Here is a 23,243-nt window from a genome sequence, read left to right as displayed (position 1 = left end):
AATGACTGCACCAGTCCGACCGAGGTGATTCTGGCGATCGTCTGCAGTTGAATCAGCTTTGACGACACAATTTGCACAGAAACCTACCTATCATCAATATCTCGTCATGATCATTTGATCACATCCGTTATATTTTCGCTCGTTGAGCAGCCCTTTCACTCCCACGCTTTTACAACGTTGGTATGGTGTAGAGAGATTCGGCACCGATTATTGTACGCGATCATACCACTATGAAACATGCCTCAATCGTCGTACAGATCCTCTGCCATCCAGACGTCTTCTTCATCAGTCGATGATGCATATGGCCGCTTCGATGAATCTGTCGTGTGCCTTGTGATTGCATAGAAGAGAAATCCTAATCCAGACGCAGTCAGGACATTTTCGCTAGCCTGTAAGTATAGAAATTCTGTTCCGGTCAGAACGAAGTCGGGAACGAACAAGTATATGACCACTAGTTCTGTGGCACCACCCAGAAGAATACATCCAAATCCGACGGTGGCGATCGCATACGATTGCTGACCGTTGCTCATACGATAGGCAAGAAAGCTCAATCCAGTCAACAAGCAACTAACTATCACAAATCCTATATTTGTGATGACAAACGACCAAAAACCTGGAGGATTAACCATAGTGGAATTCCCCCCAGAAAGGCCACTCAGCTAGGGTACGGCGATCCTGTCCTGGTTGTGGATAGGTTTCCTGAAGTCCACGCAGGAACCCTTCATACTTATCGACGATACTTTGGTCTGGATCGTAGATGATTTTGAACACTTCTTCAAGTGTCTGGTTTGCTGTGTACGAAGCCCGCTCGGTGTCTGCGTCGTACGTAATGAGGTTCATCTCGCAAAGCTTCGGGAAATGGGTGTGGTGGAGTGAAATGGCGACTTCTTCGATCATCGCTGTCTCTGGAACTGTCTGTGTTTCACAGCGCTGAGCAATCTCTCTTGCTAGCGTGTCCCGGGATATCGGCTCGTGTTTGTCTCTGAGAATAGTAAGAGCAATTCGTCGGTATTCGTGAGAAATCCCCCGTAGAGCCGTGTTTAACCCATCAGAATCTAGCTTGAGAATTTTGGAGAATCGTGGATCAGTAAGTGCCGGATGATTTGTCGTTTCAACTGTCTCCTTGCTTTGATCCCAAGCGATTAGATCGGTAGCCTTCAGAGTAGGGAGATTGGTATGGAACAGATCTATTTGAAGTGCCTCTCTCGTTGGGGAATCAGATTCTCTCTCCTTCTCAGACGTTGCGAGAAATTCTACAAGGGCCCCCTCGGTAAGCGGTGACTGAGTGAGAAGCGCATCAAGAATCATTCTTCGTTCTTCGGATGTGATTGCCTCTATTGCTGGATTGTGGGACCTGAGAAAGTTTTCACCCTTCCACGACGTCATATTCCTTACTCAGCAGGGAATCGTTTTATGTCTATGTTCAAAAACAATGTATTGTTATACTCAGTTGCAAATTAACGCTGGCCGATGGTTACCCACTGCTATTGGAGCGTACATCCACGACATCATCTGCCTAGGTCATTCTATTGTGTAGAATATCTTATAACTAGAGATAGCTCGTCTACGATATCTCAGTGAGACCAGTTGGTGAGCGTGCAGACGTTCGTGACCGCTGTGATTGCCAATTGGTGCGCCACAGTCTCCCTTCGCATCCCGATTGTCGCGATTTCGCGCACAAGCACTCACTGTCGCCGAGGTATGTGATAGTGATGACAAAACTCGCCGGACTGGGAAATGAAGGAGTTCTCTGATTCTGGAATTCAGTTCTTATTCCGTCTCTCTCATCCAAGGAGTGTGTGTTATTCCTATCAACAACCCATTCGGTCCAATCAAACGAGTCACAGTCTGTCCCCATGGCTCTTCTCGGGCAGTAACAAGGAGATGATAGCCTTCTGCTTCTAACGTGGCTGTTGCCGCTTCGATATCCTCTACATCGAACTCAATCCATCCCTGTGGAGTCGGTATATCGCTCGGCCAGCTAGCATGGCCAAAGCAGGACTCGGCCGCCTGCGACAGCGGCCAAAGGGCAAAATATCTGGCTCCTGGTAACTCTGTCGTGTGCAGATACCCGTTGTCTTCTTCGAAGGAAATGTTCAGGAGTTCGGCGTACAGTTCCCGACTCGCAGCATCGTCCTGAACAATAGGCCCAAATCCAGCAACGAAGAGGACGTTTATGTTATCTAGTGACATAGATGAGCAGTTCTTCGCTCTAAGGGATGCAGGAGACTGACATAACTATTCACCTAGCGACGCAAAAGTGAAATCTCGATCACCAGCCAGCAGCGACTTCCCTACAGATAATGTGAGTTGTTAACTAATTCGGACGAGTGGGGGCCGTTCTCAACTGTGTAGTAGCAATCAGCGGTGAACAGCTATTCAAAAACATCCTCAAATGTTTACTTGCTTCGTCTTTGAGATAACATAGCAAGAAGATCGTAATAGGAGTTAGCAGTTCAGAACAATACATGACTCACCATATCAAAGAAATCGTTGGAAGCATCATATTCACGACCGTCGCTGGACTTATTCTGTGGCCACCACGCGGTAACTATTGGGCGAAGATATTTGACAAATTTGGGGGAGGAACGATATTAACGATAGCACTCTTCTTGCTCTCCATCATTCTTGGGGCAGTATTCGGACGAGCAACTGATATTCAGCTGAGCAACTATATCATTGGAGGCATAGGTGCCTATGTTATTGGAATGGTGGGTATCGAAATTGGCATAGACCCAATTAGCCCGGTTCATTTCATTTGGTATGGCGGATTGCTGGCTTGTCTTATCGGAGGCGTAGCTGCCTCGAGTTACATCTGAGCACAGCACCAGCTCAACTATTTTATTGAGATGGACTGTGCGAAACGTCTCATTCGCTTATGAGCGGACTCCGTCGTAGGAGCCAACTGAGTATCAACCCACCCCAAATACCCACGAATGCTGCTGGGATCAAGCTCCAGATCAGGATGAGGTAGCCATAGCTCAGTCTAATCTCGCCAATGACTACTAGCTGAGTGAGAGAGCCGATGCCGACCGCTACAAGAAGTACCAGATACGCTAGGATAGGGGGTCCCAATAGCATCTGTGGTATGATCACCGATCGAGAAAATGGCTCACCGAACCACGACCGTACCAACGAAACACCCACTGCAGAGTACATACCGGCGATGACGAGTGCTGAAACGATCACTCGTATCCAGAACGACAAATATATCCCGTGATTCTTAGCGAGTGGCGTATATATGGCACTCATAGCGATATTGGAAACAATGTTAACGAGAGCGATAATGAAAATCCCACCGCCAAAAGCCAACACGGAGGGATACATCTCCCAATCATGATAGCAATTATTCATAATAGGTGTGTATTGGATTATAGTATGGTTAGATGGGGATAGTTGTTGCGTGTAGAGATCAAGATTTCTTGTTATAAAAGATATTAAAAACGGTCTATATCGTGGGGTTCGTAAAGCCGCGCTGCCGTGTTTCATTTCCACCTCTCGACCGCGCCATTACTCTGATTAAGTAGTATCGAAAAAATATCATTAATTTCTAACCATCAGGCTTAACGCCTGTTCGGTGGTTATATAGTACGATCTGGTTATGACAGCTCAGTTTGACACGAGATACGATGCTGTGGTGATCGGTGCAGGACATAATGGTCTCACCTGTGCACTCTATCTTGCTACGAATGGTATACAGCCGCTCGTTGTCGAACGAAACGCCACGATCGGTGGTGCAGTGCGAAGCGCCGAGCTGACCGAACCAGGATTCATTCACGATGTCTATTCGACGAATCAGAATCTGTTTCTTCAATCGTCGGTTTACGATGACTACGGCGACGAATTAGCAGCGCACGGACTCGAATTTTCCACCACAGAAAAGCCGTTCTGTAACGTGTTCCCCGATGGTTCTGCTCTGCGTATCTATAGCGATACCGACCGGACGAACGAGGAACTTAGAAATCACAGTGTCGCTGATGCAGAAGGCTGGCAGGAACTCCACGACCAATTTGGTCATTTCCAACGAACGCTGCTCCCGCTCTATGAGGTGTCACTCCCTTCCGCTAGTGCTGTCCGTGCGATGGCAACAGCTCTCCACAATACGAGTATCGATAAAATCCTTGCTGATATTCGAATCGTTCTCAGCTCGACTCGTGAGCTCGGAACCGAATATTTCGAGACGCCCGAAGCACGTGCGCTGATGGCCTGCTGGGGGATGCATCTCGATTTCGGTCCGGACGTCTCCGGAGGCGGAATGTTTCCGTTTGTCGAATCGTTTTCGGATTTGGAAGCGGGTGTCTCAGTTGCGACTGGTGGCGCCTCAAGTATTGTTGAGGCGCTAGCAGGCGTCCTTCGGGAAGCTGGGGGCGAGGTTTGGACGAACGCCGAGGTAACACAGGTGGTGACCGACGATGATCGTGCCATCGGCGTTGAAATCGCCTCAGGCGACCGTATCGGTGCTCGGACGGCTGTTATCGGCAACCTCACGCCAACAGTCTTATTCGACGACCTTCTCTCACACCACTCGCTACCGAATCGGTTCGAAGCGTATGTTGATGGCTACGAATACGGACCAGGGACGATGATGATTCATCTTGCACTCGATGATCTTCCCGAGTGGAATGGACCGGACGACATCGATGAATTCGCGTATGTGCACATTGCCCCCTATGTCGAGGATCTAGCTGAGACGTATACTGACTCACTGAACGGACTGATACCGAAAAGTCCGTTTTTAGTCGTTGGACAGACAACCGCAGTCGACCCGAGCCGGACGCCCGATACTGGAGAGATTCTCTGGATTCAGGTACGGACATTGCCAAGCACGATTGAGGGCGATGCTGCCCACGAGATTGAGGCAACTAACTGGGACGATGCCAAAACACCCGTTGCGGATCGCGTCATCGATAAATTAGAGGCGTATGCACCAGATGTTCGAGAGCTAGTTCGAGAACGAGCCGTTCTCTCACCAGTGGACTTAGAGCGCAATAACCCGAATTTACATGGTGGTGATAGCGTCACTGGAAGCCATCATCTTCGACAAAACTTCCTCTGGCGGCCGTTTCCAGGGTGGTCGACGTATCGAATGCCTATTGAGAACCTCTACATGATTGGTGCAGCAACGTGGCCAGGTGCGGGTAACAACGCTACATCCGGACAGCTGGCAGCACAGCGAATACTCAACCCCGGATTTGGAACAAAATCCCTCGTGGCTACCGAGAAATACATCAAACAAAAAGCGACAGCGGTTCGCAATAAGCTGCATTTTTTCTACTAAGTTTTACTGAAGCTCTCCAGCGAAAATCAACTTCAGTAGTCGTACTGGACAATGGGCGAATTTCCTTCACTGCGTAACAGTGACCGACCGCGAAAGAAATCCGAATGAGCTTTCGTTGTGAAAAAGTATCAGTAGACTACTCTTGAACATGCCCTCGAATCTCTTCCCCACACACATAGAGAGTGACCGATTACGATACGAACCACTCCACGAGTCGGTCAGTGCCCTTGATCTCTACGAGTATCATCGCTCTGGAGAGATGAATGCTGTAATGCGTTCTCTGGGCGAAAAACCACACGCGACACCGAGGGAAACGATCAACGCGATCGAAAAAAGTGAAGAAACGTGGGAATCTTATGAACGTGCAACTTACGCTATTAACTCTAAATCTGAGGACGAATTCGTCGGTGTTGGCGAACTGTGGCTCGAATGGGAGAAACGGAAGGCTTCCTTCGGAATTTGGATCCGGGAACCGTTCTGGGGGCGTGGATATTCGGCTGAACGAGCCGGGGTGATGCTGTACGTCGCCTTTGAACGGCTCGATCTTGATCTTGTGAGTATTGGACATGAACCAGATAACGAACAGTCGGAACGCTCCATCGAGAAGTACGTGGATACGTACGGCGGTCAGTACGATGGTATCCTTCGAAATGGACTTCCTCCGGGCGATTTCGATAATCCTCGGGACTTACATCTGTACAGTATCTCACAATCACAGTGGCGCGAAAATGTTACAGAGGATGAGTTAAATGTGATTCGAGCACAAAATCTGTGATGACCTCCTCTGTACACAGCTCCCAGACTTGTTACTATTACGGTAGTTCATTCTCACTTTCGAACACCGAGAAATTCAAAACGTCGAGACAGTTCGATCATGATCGCGTATGGCCGATCTGCTGTCGATTATCAGTTCAGTAGGAATTGTTGGACCGACGGTTTCGTAGAGCAACATCGGTATCATACGATTTCCATGAGAACCTTCGTTTCGACTTTTCGCAGGTGCTCACCAACCGTCCCCGCAGAGATATTCACGTTCTCTGCAAGGTCGCTGAGGGTTGCACGCCGTGGCATCTCGTAATAGCCCTCGTTGATCGCTAGTTCTAACATTTCTTGCTGGCGTTCCGTTAGTAGCGACGCAACCTGGCGCATATCTGGGTGATACTCACCGATCCCTTCGAGCGTGATTTGAATATCGTCGGGGAGTCCTGTGATTGCCTCTCGGATCTTCTTGTCCTCGCCAAGCATAGTTATCCGAAGCCCGCTCTGATCGGTGTATTCCATCGGCCAGTCCACAACGATCTCATACTGTCGGAGTAGACTGAGGAGATCGGTCATGAGGGTATTTGCTCGAAAATGGACATAGACAAGTCCGTCCGATGCCCCAGACACTTCGCAAGCGAGTACGTCTTGATTCGCTTCTAATACTTCCACGCCCTGTTCGGCGTCACCACGGAGTTGATACAGTCCGACGCCAGTTCCGTCATCCAAGAGATTGATATACTGAATCGCTTCACTGTTCACTGCTGGATTATCGCAGTCTCCGTTCGAACAGCGTTCATCGTCGACCTGAGGAATGACGAACGTAATATACCTCATACTATTACTCTGTTTCTCGTGTCCATTGTGTCTGAGACAACTGTCTTCGGACACGTGTAGTAGCGAGTTGATTTAGCTGCGTCTGTCGCAGGCGACGGTGCATCAAAGAGAACGTATGCTGAATACGTATTTAAACCTGCCTCAGATGTATGGGGCTATTCCCATGCACGAGTGGAACGTCTCTCTCACCAACCCATGCCGGGCACGAATGACGAAAAGAGCGACACGAACCGGACGGAAACAGGATCTGAAACGTCCGATCGGCCGAGCATTGCTGCGCTCTCTGAGCGCTTTGATCTAACTGAACATCGGCGATATCTCTCGCATGATCTCGAAGGGGTGATCCTAGATCTCGGGGCTGGGAAAGGTGCAATGTTCCCATACCTGCGAACTGCAGTCCAGCGTGGGCCAGCACTCCACCTGCACGCAATCGAGCCGGATCCCCACAGGCGCAGGCAAGCGAAACGAACGGCCAGTACGCACGGTCTGGACGTGCACCTACGATCAGGTCGGGCTGAATCCCTGCCCTATGCGGACGATACATTCGACGTGATTATCGCTTCTGCGGTATTTTGTACGGTACAGGATCCTTCTCGCGCACTAACGGAAGTCCACCGTGTTGTAAAGCCGGATGGAGAATTCCGGTTTCTCGAACACGTTCGATCGGGGGGTCTGCGGGGCTACGTTCAGGATGCGGTGACACCGCTCTGGAAACGGATCGTCAACGGCTGCCATCTCAACCGTCGAACGGACGACTGGATCGCAGCTGGTCCCTTCGATTTCGATGAGATCGAAACGCTGAGCATCGGCGTTAGCCCGTCTAAACCCTTCGTGCGCGGAACTGCCACGCCAGTGAGGAAAACTGAAACATGAATGCGAAAGCGGCGATGTTGACGATTTTCGGGGCCGTCGTGTCGCTTCTCGGTGTGCTGTGGTTGTCGCAAGGACTTGGAATAATCCAGATAGACCCCATTTTGTGCATCAAAGACTGTGAACCAGTCACTGGAACGTCAGTGGAGTGGACGATCATCGGTATAATAGCCTCGATCGTGGGAATTCTCATTACTTGGGTTGGGTGGAGCTACGTGGGTAGGATGGAGCGCATGAGCTGATGATTCCTATTGGAGTTCATATCACGATCTCTAATGATTTTGAAAGTACGTCCTCTTCCAACTCCAACGTACTGACTGTAGAGTATGCATTCTGTGTCCCGATTTTACCTGAATAAATGGCATTCAATCAATCGAAAACAATTCTGCAGACGAGACAGCACACTACAACATATACACTCGCTTACGAGTCCTGAAATGTTCTATCAGACGCGTAAACGCACGAGCACAACCTTTGATTGGTTACGTTACCCCTCCTGCTCAAAGCAGATCACCTAGTTCAGCGGCACCAGCCGTTCGTTAGCGGTGGCGTCTCACTAATCGAGATGTGGCCATTCGGTTCGCTCAATCGTGTACCCTTCACACACTGGACAGACCTGGTGCTGAGTACCAAACCGTGATTCACATCCTTGGCATTCGTAGGGAGGCGGGGCGACAGAGGGAGTAGTTGTGAAGTGCTGTTTGAGTGTTGTAAGTATATGCATATTAAATAATACCATTACATATGATCTCGCTTGATTGGATAAATGTCTTCTGTGATGGTCCACGTACGAGTTGGTGTATCACTCACTACCCGTAACCGGCTGTATCAGTTGTTCTTGCATCGAATCTCAGTCTCGAACAGTGATCTGTAGATCTCCGTAAGCGAGAACAGCGAACAACTTCGATCGCGTCTCTGTAACCTCCCCGACTAATGGGTGACAGTGGAGCAAATCACAGTATTCAAATTATTTCTGAGGTATGACTTCGAACCGAAGGTGGGTGACATCGGGAGACGCCACAGCGCTCGTTCGATTTAGGTCGATCGGCGCTGATTCGAGTGAGTCAAACAATCGAATCCCGCCGCCAAGAAGCACGGGTGAGATGTGAATCTGAATCTCGTCGACGTGGCCGGCTTCAACGAACTGCTGGATAACGTTTGCGCCACCGACGATCTCAACATCGCCGTTGCCTGCGGCCTGTTTCGCCCGTTCGAGAGCGCGTTCGATACTGCTTGTGACGAAGTGGAACGTCGTTCCGTTATCCATTTCGAGCGGTTCCCGCGTGTGGTGTGTGAGGACGAAGACTGGGATGCCGAAGGGTGGGTCGTCGCCCCAATGGCCCGCAAAGGGGTCATCCCCCCACGGTCCGTCGTCGTTGTCGAACATTCGTCGCCCCATAACGGCAGCCTCAACGTTTTCGAACGATTCCGCGACGATTTTGGAGTCTCGATTGCTCGCCCCACCGTCGAGACCTTGCCGCTCTCGCCAACTTGCCAGATCGAACACCCACTCGTGGATCCGCTCGCCGTTGTCGCCGATAGGATTCTCTTGGCTATCATTCGGTCCGGCGATGAATCCATCCAGCGACATGGACACATCCACAGTGACGATACCCATATTAGCTTTCTCCGCTGTTGTCACCCTTTGTCAGGTGATCGGCGAGACGGCTCAGGGTCTGGTTTGCTGCCTCTGTCCCTCCGAACGCTTCCAGCTTTTCGCGTTCAGCAGCCGACTCGAAGCACATCCGGAATGTGAGATTGGTCTTATCGTTGTCGTACTCGTTGAAGGTCACTGTCACCTGAAACCCCAGAAAGCCATTCGCTTCGTTCGGAGGGTGGGTGTAGACCAGACGCTCAGATTCCACGACTTCGTCGTAGACAAACTTGTTGTGATGATCGACGCCGTCAGGGCCGTGCATGATGAACCGCCAGATGCCGCCCGGTCGCACGTTCATCTTTTCGACGGTATTGGTGACACCGTCCGGTCCCCACCATTGAGCCACCTGTTTGGGATCAGTCCACGCTTCCCACACGCGCTCGCGTGAAGCGCCAAATATGCGGTGGATCGTTACACTCGTCTCGTCGGTTTCGATTTTGTTCATGCATCTTCCGCTAGCTTTGCAAGATTACCGAGCGAGTCAGTCCAGCCCTCCTCAGCATTCTCTGGTGAGATCTTCTCTGGCATTCCCGTCTGACGAACGGTGAGGTCGGTCCCATCGGGATCGTCCTCGAAGGTGACCGTAGTCGTCATCTCGCCTGCCATTCCCAGGTCGTCGGATTCGAACGATTCAGTGTAAACGATTCGCTCGTTCGGCGTCAGTTCCTCGTACGTCCTGTGGAATGTTCTGGCATACGGTTCCAGCTCCTCACTATCGGCAGTAAACGACATACGAAACGTCCCACCTTCCGAGGCGTCGAACTCGTGAACCTCACAGGAGAAGCCTTCCGGCGGAAGCCACACGGCGAGTTCGTCTGGATCGACGAATGCGTTGTAGACCCGCTCGGGTGGGGCTCCGATGACGCGATTTACGGTCACGCTCTGTTCCTCGGTCTGGGTGTGTTCTGCTACAGCTCCCTCGACTATCTCCGCAAGATTTTCGAGTATGCCCGCCCAGCCATCGGCAGCACCATTGGGGATCTCCTCTGGAAATACCTGTGTAATGATAACTTCCGTACCATCCTCGACTTCCCGAAATTCGTAGGTCAGACGAAGCTCTCCCACCTCGGTTTCCTCGCCAGAAACGAGTCGTTCATTCTCGACAACCTCGATGTAGTATCCCTCGTTGTCGATACGATGCTCTCCGTCCGTCCAGACGATGGACATTGAGCCGCCAGGCTTGAGTTCGTGGGAATGAACCTCCGCTGACATACCCTCGGGCACGAACCATTGTTCGAGTTCGTCTGGATCTGTGAACGCTCGCCAAACGCGCTCTCGTGGCGCGTCGAACGTCCGGCGGAGGGTGAGGGTCGTGTCTGTCACGTTGGTTCTGGTTTCGTCGATAGCGTTGTCTGTCATTGGTCTTCGGTCTCCAGATGGTCGGCCAACGCGTCAAACCGGTCTTCCCAGAAGATGCGGTATCGTGTGAGCCATCCAAACGCCTCGCTCAGGGGCGCAGCGTCGAGGTGGCAACGGCGAACCCGGCCGTCTTTCTCGACATCGAGTAAGCCCGCATCCTCAAGCACTCGTAGATGCTTGGAAACCGCAGCCAACGAGACATCGTAGGGTTCGGCCAGCTCACTGACGCTCTCGGGACCGCCGGCGAGCTGTTCGAGGATATCTCGGCGGATGGGATGTGCCAGCGCCTGAAAGACCGAGTCGAGATCCAGGTCGTCTGGCGGTTGTTCAACCATCTGGTTAATCGTATGCTCTGCGCCATATTAAACATATTGGTTAAATAATTTATGCTGCCTATTCGGTTGAGAGACGCTTCGTACATACCGATTAGGGACAACTGGCTTGCGAGCATCGACACGGGTAGTACGACGGTTGTTTGCTGTGAAAACAGTCGTTTGAGCACCACTCTGAGATTTACTATTCGTCTCAGTACGTCTCTCGGATCCAATCGTTGGCCAGACCACTAATCGAGAGGAGGAAATATGATTCAATCCTGAAATGCCCACAAGCCGGTATCGTTCGATCGTGCGTGTGATTCAGTGCTCTCGAACTCCTCGCGCAGTGAGAACAACGAGTCATCTACGCGGGCATAACCTCCGTCAAGGAGTGCACGATTGAAGTTCACATCACCGACGTAGATATACGCGAGTCGATGCCCGTTTGGATCACGCCGGTCAGTCTTCGAATCGAAGATCACACGAACCGACGCCTCCGTGAGTTCATCAACAGCGAACTGTTCGACTCGCTGGCCCCAATTGGAGAGATGATCTCGTCCGGCCTGGTTGTCTGGGATACCCTCATACTCACCGGGGCGCACGGTATCAGGCGTCATTTCGGGTGTGTCGACGCCGACAAGCTCTACGGTATCGGTGCCACCCTCAGCAAACTCGACTTTCACCGTGTCGCCGTCGATCACGCGTGTGACGAACGCTCGCCGTTCCGTACGATCGGTTGTTCCCAGTGGCATCTCGGCTCCTGGTGGAGCCGTCGCAGTCGACGGAAGTGAAGGTGATGACGTAGATTCTATCGTTGCTTCGGTCGACGTTATCGGTTTATTCGCTGTCGATGCAGCGCTTGATCCTTCCCCAGCGAACGAGCTACACCCTGCAAGCGCGAGCAAACAGATGAGCGCGAGGATGAGAGTTCGGCGCATGCCAAATGTTGTCCTTCGAACCCACATAAATCTCCCTTCAACCTCCTTTGTCAGTTTGTCTCTGAGTTAACTTTCGTCTGATACTATCAATGATGGTGGGCTATCCATCGCTTCTTTTGATGAGTACTCGAAGTTGGTCACTGTCCCGCCACAGATTTCGGTCATCGAGCGCCATGATCAGGCACTCGCTCCGATTGGTGAGCGCTCCGCCTGTTACAGAGCGTCGTCAGGTGAGCGCGACCCCATCAGAACCGTCTCATTGATCGTGATCAAACCACCAATCGAAGGACACTTCTGCGATACGAGTGTGGTACGGATCTCGGCGTTCGGCCTCTGGTGGGATGTTGATATCGGGCGAATACTGACTCACCGTCCAGAAGTGACCGGTCTGAGGATCGACCGAGATTCCGTTATAGTCCCCCCAACGCATCACATCCATCCCCTCGCCGTAATCGTAGCGCGATTTGCCTGCTTCGATGACCACCGCATCTTCGAGTTGATTCTGAACGAAGCCTTCGGTCCGCCCTGCGACGTCCATCCGCGGAAAGGTATTGGGGCCGCTTACGTTGTGAGCGATGATCGTGGTGTCATCGTTCGAGCCAATCGTTGGGAGGAAATACGAATGCCCAGGTTCACCATAGATCCCGCTCTGGACGAGTGATCTCGATTCAGTATCAATTTCATACCACCGGATAGCCGATACGAGCGTCCCGTCGCCGCTCCAGTCAATGGCGGTAGCGTGAGCCGTCCAGAGCGACCCCGTCTCTGCGTTGTAGTCGGCGTTCATCAGTCGGCGGCCGACAGGGTCGATGAACGTATCGGAATCTGGTTGCCGAGCGTTCGGTGGACTGGTGTAGGGATCAACCTCTACAATGAAGCATTCGAGTGAGGGATCATCGATCGGATCAGTCACCTCCCAGAAGGTGAGTGTACTGGCTAGAGGTGTCTCCTGAGTCTTTGGGAACACGCTATTTACCATGTAGTACGTCCCATCACTTCCACCCGAGAATGGCTGAAGCGCTGGTTGGACGGTGAAATCCAGATAGTCGTCGGTCGGGTTGTCCAAGTTGTCGAAGTGGTGAGCAGTGATCGCTTCACCGTCGTACATTGCTTCCTTGTCGAGGGTGACCATCGACACCCGAACGTCGCTGCCGTCGTTGGGGAAAAAGTTCTGCGTCAGATAGATCGCATCGCGGTCGAGACCTAATGTTGGATAGTCGACAAGTCCGAGGTTGTCCGGACCGTCCGCGTTTTCGGGCGGGAGCCGATAGACGTGCCACTCTCCGGTCGGATCATCAGTTGCAGAGACCGCGACGACGAAATAGCCCTTTGGAGGCCGAGGATCGGGAGTACTTTCTTCAGCAGTGCTCGCGTCTTCGTCTTCGCCGAGACCAGGTTTGTCTGCTCCTTCCTCAATCTCTTCGCGATCGATGACACTCCCGTCTTCTGCAATGCCTTGCTGGAACTGCACCGCAGCAATGATAAATCGGTCTTCATTGCGATCATAGCGCGCTCGTGGATCGAACACGAATGGGGACCCAGAGACGAACCCGCCATCCGGTTCGGGAATAACCGACTCCCAGATGTCTTCGAGTTGGACTTTCAGTTGTTGCTCGCCGGACTCTTTATCGAAAACAGCGACTTGCCTGTTGAGTGCGTGGATGTGTTTTTCTTCGTTCGTAGCGATCTGCGAATCTGACGGCACGCCCCCACGGGTTCCTTCTGCGTTTACTCCGTCGTACTCGGCGCCGACTCGTAGTCTATCTCCGTTCGGTCGCTGTACTTCCATGTCGGCTTGCTGTGCGTCCGTTGGCGGTCTTTGTCCTCGGACCGCGGCGCGTCTCGACTCTCGTTCGTCCTCACTCAGAGGATTGAGGGGACTCGATGACAGGCTTGCGTTCGCGGTATCGTCTGTGTCTGGGGTCTCGTCAGATGACAACTCGCTCAATGAGATCGTTTCACCACTGTACGCACGCTCGAATGGTCCATCGGCACAATTCGTTGTTGCGCTGACAACGTTCGAGCTCGTTCCCAGCATCCCGAAGCTAGCAATACCTGCGCCGCCGAGTTGTAGGACAGTTCGTCTGTCGAGTGTCCACGGATTTTTCGCCGCACCATCTTCTCCATCTTTATTGGAATTTTCACCCGTCACAGAATACCAATTACAAAGACAGTATTATTAATTTGTTCATCACTCTATTATGTTATCTCAACAATTTAAAAATGAGTTATGATCGTCTTGTCACTGGTTTCTATCCCATTATCGAATCGGCCGAGCGATCCCTGAGTGCTATTTTGTCGAATCGTCTCCTCACGTGTGTCCCACCGTCACGTTATCTGAAATAATTATTAATATGGTGGACCAAATACTAGGCGGTAATGTGTTTTGAATATGTTTTTACTTGGGTATACCCTTAGCCGAGATTGATGCTCCTGAACGGTACTGATACAGAAGCAGATGTGGCTCCTGAATCGTCCTCTCAGACGTTTCAGTACACGTCACAGTCTGATCAGCCACTGAGTAGGGAGGTTGTTATGAGTGTTTCTCGAGCGAGCGACATCGATCCAATAGAGCTCCACCAGGGATTGCACGAGGTCATCAATCCAACTGCGCTAAATGCCCTGTTTCAGCCGACAGTAGACGGTACACCACGACAGGAGGGTACCGTTGAGTTTCTCTTCCATGGATATCGCGTCTCGGCGGCAGCGGATGGCACAATCGCCTTGCGGTCTGAATTCAATCGTCTCAAGCAGACGGGAATGAATCTGCTCGTGTGTGGGACGGTTCCAGACCGTATCCGTGATGTGATGAGTGCGTGTTTGCTTGGCGACGCGACACGGGAGCGAGCGGTACTTTTTGTGCTCACGGACCGCCCAACACAGACGGCTCTTGATCGATTAGTAGATTCACAGATACCAGAACAACAAGCCCATGTTTTCTCGACCGATGATTCAGTTCGATCTGCTGTGCCACGTCCATCTCCCCCGGAGACCGATGCGATGCTATCAACTGTGACTGGATCACTCGATGGGATTCACACAGCACTTCTTCGAACTCTCGACGAGCTTGAACAATCCCACGATGGCTTCGCTCCGGCCGAGCTACGCGTCTGTTTCGACTCATTGCGGCCTTACATCGATATGAATAATCTTGAACGGGTGACTACTGTACTGGAGAAGATCTGTGATGTTATTGTACAGCACGATGGGATGGGGCAGTTCCTGCTTCCGTACGCATTCGTATCACCAGAGATTCAATCGGTGCGCTCGTGTTTCGATTTCGTCCTCGAGCTGCGCATTAGTCAGCATGGGCCGGAGTATCGATGGCATTTCAATATAACTGGGTTTACCACCCAATGGCTCCCTCTCTGAGAGCGATATAGTTACGACTCGACCTATTTGGTGTGGGCCATACGAAGAGCTGTCTGTTGGTTTCGGTGAATGTTTGCTGTTCTCGCGAGCATTTTCCTACGTGGAGATATTCCCTATACAGATAGTGGTAGCTGAGGGTGCCACACATCGATGGTAAACTAAACCATCTTCATCAGTTGATCCGCTGCACCAATGTATCATTGTTAAATACATTTCTAATAGATAGCACTAGAGTATTGCAACTGTCGGATGATTAAAGTATGATGGATAGTAACACAGAAACAGGATCATTCGCGCCCGTCTCAAACAAATCAAACAAACCCTTTACGTTCGTGACGGGTCAGCAACAGCACGTTGCTGTCGATCCAAAGAAGGATCGGAGAATGATCCCTACAACCATCACTGCACAGTAAGTATTATAATACTCCTTCACAATTGTTGAGTTCCTGCGATGACGGACGTGCGACATTTTCGACGGAAAGATGACGCGGAATCGAAAAGCCAGCCTTTTCATTGGGAATCGAAGGATCACCTCCTCTTCGATGAGATTACTATTTCCGTCATCGTCGAGCGACAGGAATTTTCGGGCAAAGACAAATGGGTCGTGATCGTCGAGAAGACGCGGCATTCGGATGGATGGGAAAGTACCGATACAGTATCACAGCATGCGTGTCGGGGAAAAGCTGAAGCAGCAGCCATTGAGTGGATGGAGACATTGATTGAAACGGTCGTCCTCACTGTCGCCGACGTCCACGAATTCGTCGACGACGGATGGACAATCATCTGGCGACGATCCGGAGAGCACGCAAATCCGGCGCACAAAACAATCCAATTGAAACGCGGCTTTATTCAGAAGACATTTTGCATGCGGGTCGATGCGTTTCAGACGCTCGAAGAATGATTGGGCTCTTACGATGAGTGACTATACGCTGCCGTCGAGTCGCTCACACCTGAAAGTACACCGCCGAGTTGATAATACCGTCTGGCGGTCGAACCGTCTGGCGGTGATGAAAACGGTCGAACGTATCGTCGGGAAGCGGTGGATAGAGGAGTTGACGACGACCGTGGGCCGACCTAGCAAGTAGAACCGATCCGGTGTCTGCTGTCGCCTCGATCTGATCGAATACGCCATCCCCCTCGGTGCCGCCGACGAGGGCGGCCACGTGAATGAGGTCGTAGTCGGCGTAATCCACTACAGCACCGTCAGCGAGATGGATCGACAGATCGGTTTCAAGCGCCGATATAAGTGCTCGTGCGAGCGCGACAGCCTCTGGGTTGTGATCGATGATCGTCCCAGACCAACCGTGGTTGGCGAGGTACAGCGCCGAGAGCGGTAATGGTCCACCCCCTACGAACGCCGTATGATCTGGTACTGACGCCCCTGTCTCTACTAGTCCCTCATGTTCCATCACTGCGAGCCGTTGGTAATTCTCGATGTACGGAAACTGTGCAAGTGTCGTCTGTGGGTCGTCGCTTTCAACGATGCGGCCACTCCAGTGACGTTCGAGACGGTACTCTGCAGTTGCACAGATTGTCCGAAGATTGTTGATAGCTGTTTCCTCTAGATCGATCGAACCGTTATCTGAGAGCACAAGAGTGACGAGACGACTGAATAGCCGATTAGTTTCAGGTGACGGTTCGTAGGAGTCCAGCGACGCGAGCGTCCGGTAGAGCGTCGGAATTGTTGACGGGACGGCTATGTTCGACATTTGATCTCACTCCCCTCAAAAAGACTGGTGTACTCAGCGATGTGCTCTGTGTCCATGTTCATCTCATCTATGGCGGTGACGAGAACTGTAGTGACAGAATTTGGATATATGGTCGGATGGTAATTTAATCTGATTGTCCTGCTCTCTCCGAATTCATGGGTTGGATCTGTGACAGAAGTCGTCTTTCGGCCCATATGTTATTAAGATAGGTACATATTTTATTTATAATTGGTTGTTCCATAAACTAAGTTGTTACTCAAAGTGCTGGACGAAATCCACACATGCTCGTCGAGGGAATCGACAACGATGTGAGGGTAATCGAAGCTATATTAAAATTTTCTGATGGGAACTAGAGTGCTGGTTATCTCTATCAGAGGTATGTGATAATTTAATTAATATATGCGTAACTATGTATATGAAATTTAATCGGTGGTTTCGTGTATAGATCACACGAGGGCACCGGGATGAAAAACAAAAGATAAACAATCATCTCTGATTTACACGACCTATGGCAAGCGTGATTAACGAGAACACCCTCAAGACTGTGGATAACGGTCGTGCCGCCGTGGGCGATATTCTTTCAGAAGCACAATCACAGCTTCAAAAGGTGTTTATCGTCTTCGTTCTCGGATTTATGGGTACGTTCCAAATCCTTCGAAAATGGGGTTTTGATTACCTCAAAGAACGAGCCTTACCCGAGGAAGCATCTGTTAATGCTATCACCGCGTTCGATGTTGTTCTCCTACAGACGAAGGTGTCACTTATATGTGGTATACTTGTAGCAATTCCTGTTCTTTTTTATGTCTCCCGTGATGCGCTCAGGGCGCGCGGGCTATTCCCAAAAAAGTCTATTTCTCGCTGGAAGCTCGTAGTTCTCGGACTCACCGTCCTCCTGCTCTTTCTCGCAGGAATGGCCTACTCGTACTATCTATTCTTCCCGCTACTATTCGAGTTTCTCAGCTCGAATACAGCCCAATCCGGCCTCGAAGCACATTACTCGTTTGTCAGTTGGTTTCGCTTTTTAGCGCTTCTATCGTTAGCCATCGGGTCAGCTGCGGAACTCCCACTCGTTATGTCATTGCTCACGTATACTGAAGTTGTCCGCTACGAAATCTTCCGTGATAAGTGGCGGTATGCGGTCGTGATCATATTCGTTCTTGGTGCTCTCTTTTCACCACCCGACCCGTTCACCCAGATTCTGATGGCGATTCCACTCCTTTCGCTCTACGTATTCAGTCTTTTTCTATCGAGGTTCGTCATCACAATCAAGTATTCGAGTGACGAATTCGGTCTCCCTCTCATTGCTTACAAGAACGGACATATCATCCTCAGCAGTGCGCTTCTAACGGGGATGCTCGCGTACCAAGGTGTTGTCCTTGGATACGGGGCTCGTGCAAATGCCTATCTCCAACAACTCCCGTACAATGCACCGGAGCTCCCGTCCGTTGAGTGGCTCTTTGCACTCCCACGCGAACCCGCTACAATCGTGTTTGGTGTGACGATTGGGTCCTTTGTCGCTGCTGTCGTATTTCTGATCCAATTATTCCGGACGATCGATCCGACTGATTCGGGACCTTCGCCAGCGAGCACGGGTGATCCGAGTTCACTCGATCTCTCGCGCCTCGACGCGAATAGTATCGCTGTCGCCCCAGCTGAAGCGTTCACTGCCATGACCGAGGACGAAGCACTCGGACACGCGGGCGCGGCGATGGATGCGAACGATCCCGAGAAAGCGCAAGCAATCCTTAATCGATTCGACGCCGCACAGGAGTATTCGGGTAATCCAACCGAGGCTGGTGCCGCTGCCGTTAATGATAGCGGTCACGGCGGTACGCCTGCCAATCGTCCTCCTGCTCCTCAACCGGGGCCGAACGAGTCTGCTGAAAGTAATGCCGGCGATGTCGTCACAGAGACCACGACGGGAATGGTCAACGCGTTCACGGACAACGAACGCTCTGAAGACGATATTGGTGGTTACTTCTACGATATCCAGTTCATCCTCGGCAGTCTCACCTCGAAGATGTTCCGGATTGTCGGTCTGTTCATGCTCGTCATGGGTGTGATTTTCACCGCTCTGTATAAGGGTGGACTAACCATCCTGAAAGAGGACTTCCTGAGTCGCTTGCCTGCTGGAGTTCGTGCCGACCAAGTCGGTGTCGTCGCCTTACACCCTGTCGAAGCACTCGTCTTCGACGTTAAACTCGCGGCGGTCATCGCGCTGGCGACTACGCTGCCGGCGATCCTCTACTACGCGTGGCCAGCGCTGGCAGAGCGCGGCCTTGTGGGCAGCCGAGCTGGTGGCGGTCGTGGTATCCTGTTCATGTGGTCGTTCACCTCGCTCATTGTCCTGCTCGCCGGGAGTGTCCTTGGCTATGCAGTGGTCGCTCCGACTATCATCTCGTGGCTCGCGTACGATGCGATTCAGGCGAATATGCTGATTAAATACCAGATCAATTCTGCTGGCTGGCTGGTGTTCTTTACGACTATTGGCATCGGATTGCTCGCGACGATCCCGACGACGCTGTTGTTCCTCCACCGCGGCGGATTCCTTCCGTACCGATTGATCATCAAGCACTGGCGTGAGGCAGTGGTCATCATCATCGGCGTTATCGCGGTCGCTGCCCCCGGGGGTGTCTTCGGGATGCTCATCTTCTCATTGCCAGTGGTTGGTGCCTATCTGATCGGGCTCATTTTGCTCTGGCTGTACACCTTTGGCGGCCGTCGTCACGGACCGCTGACGAAATCGAGACGGGTGTGATAGAAGATAGAACACTCTTCTGAGGGTTGGAGAATAGGCTCATCTAAAGTATACTCGTCTTTTAATATTATTCTAGCAAGCTTCTCTTGTGTCTCTGTATCCGATGTCGGTTGCACAATAGGGATGTGTGTATTATTTCTGTGATGCCTATTTAGTACCAGTATGGCATCTCGACGAACGACTGCCCTCCTCGTCGTTCTCATCCTCCTCGGCGGCTTCTCTCTGGCCGCCGGTGAAGCGATCGACGCGCCACCGACACTGACCGTTACAAACAAAGATGACACGACGCACCGAGTGACTGCATACACCGTCGAAGACAGGCAATCTGCGTTACTCATGAATTTCGCAGTCACGACGATCGATGGCGAACGGCGGCTCGCAACACTCTCGCAGTTGGTTTGGCCAGACGGATTCCGGAATGTTACACTGACTGACGATGAAATTCCGACGCAGCGAATTACCATCGATCCTGGTGATGAGGCGACGACGACGATCGACGGGTGGACACCAGGGAACGTTACGGTCTACATTGTCGAAGATCTCGAGAATAATGAGACCCACATCAAGACGGATATCAAGACGTGCACTGTACGAGAACAGGAACACAGTATAACACTCAAGGACTCTGGTGGAGGTGGATTCTCGTCTTGTTCATCAAGCGTCGGTTGGCTACTTCCTTGAGCGGGCAGGCGATCACGAACTGTTGCTGAGTTGTACCGACCGAAGGAGCGCCTGTTTCTTCTTTGAATATTCGTCTCTCGTTTTTTACGACCATTCATCCACATCCGATCGCTGTTTACTGGAAAAGAATACCTGTGTTGTCAGGCGATTCAATCGCTTTATAGACCAGCCGTTACTGCACTACTCGTATCGTTCATCATGTTGGATCAGAATGGCAAGCGAGATGGCGTGGATCGGTGCCACGACGGCCGCACTCAAAAAGCCACCTGCGATTGGAACGTGTGCTAATCCCCCTGACGCGAGTCCAATAATGACGATGAGCCAGAATAGGGTCCATTGTTTTCCCTGAGACGTTCGCACGCTTTTCTTGAGTGCCGTCGTGAACTGATAGCCAGCGGCGAGCAGTCCTGGAAAGAGAAATAGACGAATCAATACCAGCGCGACGACGAAGAGCACCAGTGCTCCGAGCGGCAAACTACCGATATTGAGAGTTGGGGACCCCAGTAAACGAGCGAAGACAACCATCATCGACAGAATACCAAGATATCTGATGAGCGAATCGAGACGACGCTCGCCATCTAACGCACGCGTGATTGTCATCCAGCCGGCGACGCCGACCGACAGCAAAACGAGAAGTTCGAGCGTGACGGCACCGAGAAAGTACGGAAGTCGGAGGTCGAATAGTGCATCGATCCGTCTGACTGTGCGTGCGGTCTCCATCGGAAAGATTGAGTATTGGACAGTGAGTGTCTGTTCGAACCAGTTGGGTGTCGTCACTGGGAGTGGATCTTGCTTGCGGAGCCAGTCGGCGACTGAGACGAGAAGCCCGACAATTGCGAACGGCGCACAGAGAACGGGATCCTGACGAATGCGCATTCCGGTGGTTTTCAGAATATCTCGGACCCGCAGCGACGTATTCGGATGTTTCATCGCAGGATCTGTGTTCGTTCCGTCGTTTGATTCCGTCGTCATTTCGCTTCCTCCAAGGCAATTACACGATTTCGGTTGGCAGCATAGAGCACGCCGTCACCGACGATTGGTGACGACAACGGGACTTGCGACGGCTGATATTCAAACCGTTTCTCGCCCGATGTGGCATCGATTGCGACGAGGGAGAATGCTGATCGAACCGCATATACAATGCCGTCAGCGACGACTGGTGCTGTCGGACCATTGAACGGTGTCGTCCACAGCGGCTTCCCTGTCGTGAGATCGAGTGCGTGGAGCGACTCCCGTTCATCGGCGACAAAGATCGTCTTGTTGGCCACCGCCGGGGTGCTTTCAACAGCATTTCCGTCTAGAGTGCGTTTCCACAGAACTGTCCCGTCGGAAGCGTCGAGCAAATAGACCTTGCTTCGAGACGGGACGACGACACCGTCCTCGGTTGCGACCGGCGGATGGAGCATCTGTTCATCGAGTTCGCGTTGCCAGTGTTGCTCGCCGGTATCAGCGTGGTACGCAGTCACCTGATAGGGCCAGTTTGTAACGAAGACGACGCCGTCTTTCACGGCAGGTCGGTTGAACTCGGTGCTCACCGCGTCGTCCTTGTGATGTGTCCGACGCCACAAGATCTCCCCGTTGTTCGGATCGAGTGCCACAACTGAATTCGTCCCTGGGAGTGGAGTGTAGATTGTTCCACGAGCAGCGACTGGAGATATTGAGTCCGCTGGGCCAAAGAAACCAATGCTAGGTGGCAAGGGACCATTTTTTGCCCATCGCTCGACACCAAGAGACTCGTTTAGCACCGGGATACTGAATCCACCGCCGGTGTTCAGCCCAAAGACGCCAGACGGTGCAGTCACTGCGAGCGTGTCGGTGTTGTACATCGAAGTCCGAGCTCGTGCTGGACTTGACTGATAGGGACCGCGACGTCCGAACTGCTGCACTCCCGTTTTGCTGTCGAGTGCGAGCAGACCGTTACCAACGGCATAGATCGTATTCGCTTGACGAATCGGTGGGGAAGTTCCAAGAAACCAGTCTGTCGTATCGTGTTTCCAGGCGATATCAACGCCTTCTTTCGGTCCCGACGCTTCGGGATGATGACCTGTTCCAGCAGGATCACAGCGCGTCATCGGCCACTCGTATGTGGAGGTAGAACGGGACGCTTCGCCATCGGTAACGAACATGCTACCGATCGATCCAGCGAGCGCGAGCCCGGATACTTCGAGAAATCGACGTCTGGAGGGAGTCATTAACGAAACTGTCCTTTTCGATGTAAATAATACTTGCCAATACGAGATTGAAAAATCGCTGGAGACGAGCCACTAGCTGTTGAGAGTGGGTCACAATACATATTTATTATTGACACTGTCACTCAGTGATGGGTACTATCCGGACAGTCTCCCGGTCGTGATGTCGGTCTCATCTACGATGTCGATAACTATCCCGATACCGAGGACGATCTACCGGTCTTCGTGATCTAGAGCTGCTCTGCATGATCTGGTTAGAGCAGTAGACTTCTGTATCTGCAAAAGAAATCCAGATATACACATCGATACAGGTGAGTGGATGGGGATTTCTTTCGCTACTGACGCCTTCAGGGGGTTTAGCACGTCGGCCAGTTCATCAGTGTCGACAATGATGTCTGGTTGCTGGCTCCAGTCACCATACGGATTCTCATGGCAATTGAGAGGTTGAGAGCGTATCCCACGGATCGAACGCCAAGACTTCTGTCTCCTCACGAATCGTTTCTATGGCGTTAGCCATATTCT

At 51.7% G+C, this 23,243-nt stretch carries 22 protein-coding genes; 9 read left to right on the top strand and 13 right to left on the bottom strand.

The features are described from left to right. Window positions 1-242: 242 nt before the first annotated feature. The 3 genes from MW898_RS19455 to MW898_RS19445 form a co-directional block, all read right to left on the bottom strand. A complete protein-coding gene (locus tag MW898_RS19455; RefSeq protein WP_248909971.1) occupies window positions 243-530 on the bottom strand; it encodes a hypothetical protein in 288 nt (95 codons plus the stop codon). A 91-nt stretch (window positions 531-621) separates the two neighbouring features. Continuing rightward, window positions 622-1,386, bottom strand: coding sequence for a DUF7344 domain-containing protein (locus tag MW898_RS19450; RefSeq protein ID WP_248909970.1), 765 nt, complete (start codon window positions 1,384-1,386; stop codon window positions 622-624). Between the two features lie 384 nt (window positions 1,387-1,770). After that, window positions 1,771-2,193 carry a VOC family protein gene (locus tag MW898_RS19445; RefSeq protein ID WP_248909969.1) on the bottom strand — a complete coding sequence of 141 codons (423 nt, stop codon included), beginning with the start codon at window positions 2,191-2,193 and terminating at the stop codon, window positions 1,771-1,773. Window positions 2,194-2,468: 275 nt separating this feature from the next. Here MW898_RS19445 and MW898_RS19440 point away from each other — a divergent pair, with 275 nt between their 5' ends. The 3 genes from MW898_RS19440 (at window position 2,469) to MW898_RS19430 (ending at window position 6,053) form a co-directional block, all read left to right on the top strand. Continuing rightward, window positions 2,469-2,819 carry a hypothetical protein gene (locus tag MW898_RS19440; RefSeq protein ID WP_248909968.1) on the top strand — a complete coding sequence of 117 codons (351 nt, stop codon included), beginning with the start codon at window positions 2,469-2,471 and terminating at the stop codon, window positions 2,817-2,819. A gap of 782 nt (window positions 2,820-3,601) precedes the next feature. Further along, the gene (locus MW898_RS19435) at window positions 3,602-5,278 is read left to right on the top strand and encodes a phytoene desaturase family protein (RefSeq protein WP_248909967.1); all 1,677 of its coding nucleotides are present in this window, start codon (window positions 3,602-3,604) and stop codon (window positions 5,276-5,278) included. 148 nt (window positions 5,279-5,426) lie between these two features. Next, window positions 5,427-6,053 carry a GNAT family N-acetyltransferase gene (locus MW898_RS19430; protein ID WP_248909966.1) on the top strand — a complete coding sequence of 209 codons (627 nt, stop codon included), beginning with the start codon at window positions 5,427-5,429 and terminating at the stop codon, window positions 6,051-6,053. A gap of 182 nt (window positions 6,054-6,235) precedes the next feature. On the opposite strand, the gene MW898_RS19425 is transcribed toward MW898_RS19430, so the two are convergent. After that, the gene (locus MW898_RS19425) at window positions 6,236-6,874 is read right to left on the bottom strand and encodes a helix-turn-helix domain-containing protein (RefSeq protein WP_248909965.1); all 639 of its coding nucleotides are present in this window, start codon (window positions 6,872-6,874) and stop codon (window positions 6,236-6,238) included. Between the two features lie 195 nt (window positions 6,875-7,069). Between MW898_RS19425 and MW898_RS19420 the strand changes: the two genes are divergently transcribed. Further along, window positions 7,070-7,747 (top strand): class I SAM-dependent methyltransferase, encoded by a 678-nt coding sequence (locus MW898_RS19420; RefSeq protein WP_248909964.1) that lies wholly within the window; start codon window positions 7,070-7,072, stop codon window positions 7,745-7,747. Between the two features lie 964 nt (window positions 7,748-8,711). On the opposite strand, the gene MW898_RS19415 is transcribed toward MW898_RS19420, so the two are convergent. The 6 genes from MW898_RS19415 to MW898_RS19390 form a co-directional block, all read right to left on the bottom strand. Continuing rightward, complete coding sequence (locus MW898_RS19415) at window positions 8,712-9,362, bottom strand: dihydrofolate reductase family protein (protein WP_248909963.1); 651 nt, start codon at window positions 9,360-9,362, stop codon at window positions 8,712-8,714. Between the two features lies 1 nt (window position 9,363). Next, window positions 9,364-9,846, bottom strand: coding sequence for an SRPBCC family protein (locus MW898_RS19410; protein WP_248909962.1), 483 nt, complete (start codon window positions 9,844-9,846; stop codon window positions 9,364-9,366). Then, window positions 9,843-10,760 (bottom strand): SRPBCC family protein, encoded by a 918-nt coding sequence (locus MW898_RS19405; RefSeq protein WP_248909961.1) that lies wholly within the window; start codon window positions 10,758-10,760, stop codon window positions 9,843-9,845. Before MW898_RS19405 ends, MW898_RS19410 begins: the two co-directional genes overlap by 4 nt. Beyond that, the gene (locus tag MW898_RS19400) at window positions 10,757-11,095 is read right to left on the bottom strand and encodes an ArsR/SmtB family transcription factor (RefSeq protein ID WP_248909960.1); all 339 of its coding nucleotides are present in this window, start codon (window positions 11,093-11,095) and stop codon (window positions 10,757-10,759) included. Before MW898_RS19400 ends, MW898_RS19405 begins: the two co-directional genes overlap by 4 nt. 251 nt (window positions 11,096-11,346) lie before the next feature. Then, window positions 11,347-12,012, bottom strand: coding sequence for a thermonuclease family protein (locus MW898_RS19395; RefSeq protein WP_248909959.1), 666 nt, complete (start codon window positions 12,010-12,012; stop codon window positions 11,347-11,349). A 256-nt stretch (window positions 12,013-12,268) separates the two neighbouring features. Beyond that, window positions 12,269-14,164 (bottom strand): hypothetical protein, encoded by a 1,896-nt coding sequence (locus MW898_RS19390; RefSeq protein WP_248909958.1) that lies wholly within the window; start codon window positions 14,162-14,164, stop codon window positions 12,269-12,271. Between the two features lie 275 nt (window positions 14,165-14,439). Here MW898_RS19390 and MW898_RS19385 point away from each other — a divergent pair, with 275 nt between their 5' ends. The 3 genes from MW898_RS19385 (at window position 14,440) to MW898_RS19375 (ending at window position 16,285) form a co-directional block, all read left to right on the top strand. Further along, window positions 14,440-15,384: a DUF7504 family protein gene (locus MW898_RS19385; protein WP_277999939.1), complete on the top strand. Its 945-nt coding sequence runs from the start codon at window positions 14,440-14,442 to the stop codon at window positions 15,382-15,384. 263 nt (window positions 15,385-15,647) lie between these two features. Continuing rightward, window positions 15,648-15,797 carry a hypothetical protein gene (locus MW898_RS19380; protein WP_248909956.1) on the top strand — a complete coding sequence of 50 codons (150 nt, stop codon included), beginning with the start codon at window positions 15,648-15,650 and terminating at the stop codon, window positions 15,795-15,797. A gap of 38 nt (window positions 15,798-15,835) precedes the next feature. Continuing rightward, window positions 15,836-16,285 carry a hypothetical protein gene (locus MW898_RS19375; protein WP_248909955.1) on the top strand — a complete coding sequence of 150 codons (450 nt, stop codon included), beginning with the start codon at window positions 15,836-15,838 and terminating at the stop codon, window positions 16,283-16,285. A gap of 43 nt (window positions 16,286-16,328) precedes the next feature. Here the strand turns inward: MW898_RS19375 and MW898_RS19370 are convergent, their stop codons facing one another. Beyond that, window positions 16,329-17,093, bottom strand: coding sequence for a nicotianamine synthase family protein (locus tag MW898_RS19370; protein WP_248909954.1), 765 nt, complete (start codon window positions 17,091-17,093; stop codon window positions 16,329-16,331). A 508-nt stretch (window positions 17,094-17,601) separates the two neighbouring features. On the opposite strand from MW898_RS19370, the gene MW898_RS19365 reads away from it, so the two are divergent. Further along, window positions 17,602-19,851: a twin-arginine translocase subunit TatC gene (locus tag MW898_RS19365; RefSeq protein ID WP_248909953.1), complete on the top strand. Its 2,250-nt coding sequence runs from the start codon at window positions 17,602-17,604 to the stop codon at window positions 19,849-19,851. Between the two features lie 162 nt (window positions 19,852-20,013). Continuing rightward, window positions 20,014-20,532 (top strand): hypothetical protein, encoded by a 519-nt coding sequence (locus MW898_RS19360; RefSeq protein WP_248909952.1) that lies wholly within the window; start codon window positions 20,014-20,016, stop codon window positions 20,530-20,532. 180 nt (window positions 20,533-20,712) lie between these two features. On the opposite strand, the gene MW898_RS19355 is transcribed toward MW898_RS19360, so the two are convergent. Next, complete coding sequence (locus tag MW898_RS19355) at window positions 20,713-21,504, bottom strand: hypothetical protein (RefSeq protein ID WP_248909951.1); 792 nt, start codon at window positions 21,502-21,504, stop codon at window positions 20,713-20,715. Next, the gene (locus MW898_RS19350) at window positions 21,501-22,604 is read right to left on the bottom strand and encodes a PQQ-binding-like beta-propeller repeat protein (RefSeq protein WP_373689893.1); all 1,104 of its coding nucleotides are present in this window, start codon (window positions 22,602-22,604) and stop codon (window positions 21,501-21,503) included. Before MW898_RS19350 ends, MW898_RS19355 begins: the two co-directional genes overlap by 4 nt. Window positions 22,605-23,243 lie beyond the last annotated feature (639 nt).

Source organism: Halocatena marina (genome assembly GCF_023276375.1).
Classification (GTDB): domain Archaea; phylum Halobacteriota; class Halobacteria; order Halobacteriales; family Haloarculaceae; genus Halocatena; species Halocatena marina.
Note: the sequence above shows the minus strand (reverse complement) of the source record. Positions and strands in the feature narration are given on the sequence as shown.

Bases quoted from the DNA above. Each gene is read 5' to 3' on its own strand.
- MW898_RS19455 (WP_248909971.1), bottom strand. From the start codon at position 530: ATGAGCAACGGTCAGCAATCGTATGCGATCGCCACCGTCGGATTTGGA.
- MW898_RS19450 (WP_248909970.1), bottom strand. From the start codon at position 1,386: ATGACGTCGTGGAAGGGTGAAAACTTTCTCAGGTCCCACAATCCAGCA.
- MW898_RS19445 (WP_248909969.1), bottom strand. From the start codon at position 2,193: ATGTCACTAGATAACATAAACGTCCTCTTCGTTGCTGGATTTGGGCCT.
- MW898_RS19440 (WP_248909968.1), top strand. From the start codon at position 2,469: ATGACTCACCATATCAAAGAAATCGTTGGAAGCATCATATTCACGACC.
- MW898_RS19435 (WP_248909967.1), top strand. From the start codon at position 3,602: ATGACAGCTCAGTTTGACACGAGATACGATGCTGTGGTGATCGGTGCA.
- MW898_RS19430 (WP_248909966.1), top strand. From the start codon at position 5,427: ATGCCCTCGAATCTCTTCCCCACACACATAGAGAGTGACCGATTACGA.
- MW898_RS19425 (WP_248909965.1), bottom strand. From the start codon at position 6,874: ATGAGGTATATTACGTTCGTCATTCCTCAGGTCGACGATGAACGCTGT.
- MW898_RS19420 (WP_248909964.1), top strand. From the start codon at position 7,070: ATGCCGGGCACGAATGACGAAAAGAGCGACACGAACCGGACGGAAACA.
- MW898_RS19415 (WP_248909963.1), bottom strand. From the start codon at position 9,362: ATGGGTATCGTCACTGTGGATGTGTCCATGTCGCTGGATGGATTCATC.
- MW898_RS19410 (WP_248909962.1), bottom strand. From the start codon at position 9,846: ATGAACAAAATCGAAACCGACGAGACGAGTGTAACGATCCACCGCATA.
- MW898_RS19405 (WP_248909961.1), bottom strand. From the start codon at position 10,760: ATGACAGACAACGCTATCGACGAAACCAGAACCAACGTGACAGACACG.
- MW898_RS19400 (WP_248909960.1), bottom strand. From the start codon at position 11,095: ATGGTTGAACAACCGCCAGACGACCTGGATCTCGACTCGGTCTTTCAG.
- MW898_RS19395 (WP_248909959.1), bottom strand. From the start codon at position 12,012: ATGCGCCGAACTCTCATCCTCGCGCTCATCTGTTTGCTCGCGCTTGCA.
- MW898_RS19385 (WP_277999939.1), top strand. From the start codon at position 14,440: ATGCTCCTGAACGGTACTGATACAGAAGCAGATGTGGCTCCTGAATCG.
- MW898_RS19380 (WP_248909956.1), top strand. From the start codon at position 15,648: ATGGATAGTAACACAGAAACAGGATCATTCGCGCCCGTCTCAAACAAA.
- MW898_RS19375 (WP_248909955.1), top strand. From the start codon at position 15,836: ATGACGGACGTGCGACATTTTCGACGGAAAGATGACGCGGAATCGAAA.
- MW898_RS19370 (WP_248909954.1), bottom strand. From the start codon at position 17,093: ATGTCGAACATAGCCGTCCCGTCAACAATTCCGACGCTCTACCGGACG.
- MW898_RS19365 (WP_248909953.1), top strand. From the start codon at position 17,602: ATGGCAAGCGTGATTAACGAGAACACCCTCAAGACTGTGGATAACGGT.
- MW898_RS19360 (WP_248909952.1), top strand. From the start codon at position 20,014: ATGGCATCTCGACGAACGACTGCCCTCCTCGTCGTTCTCATCCTCCTC.
- MW898_RS19355 (WP_248909951.1), bottom strand. From the start codon at position 21,504: ATGACGACGGAATCAAACGACGGAACGAACACAGATCCTGCGATGAAA.
- MW898_RS19350 (WP_373689893.1), bottom strand. From the start codon at position 22,604: ATGACGCGCTGTGATCCTGCTGGAACAGGTCATCATCCCGAAGCGTCG.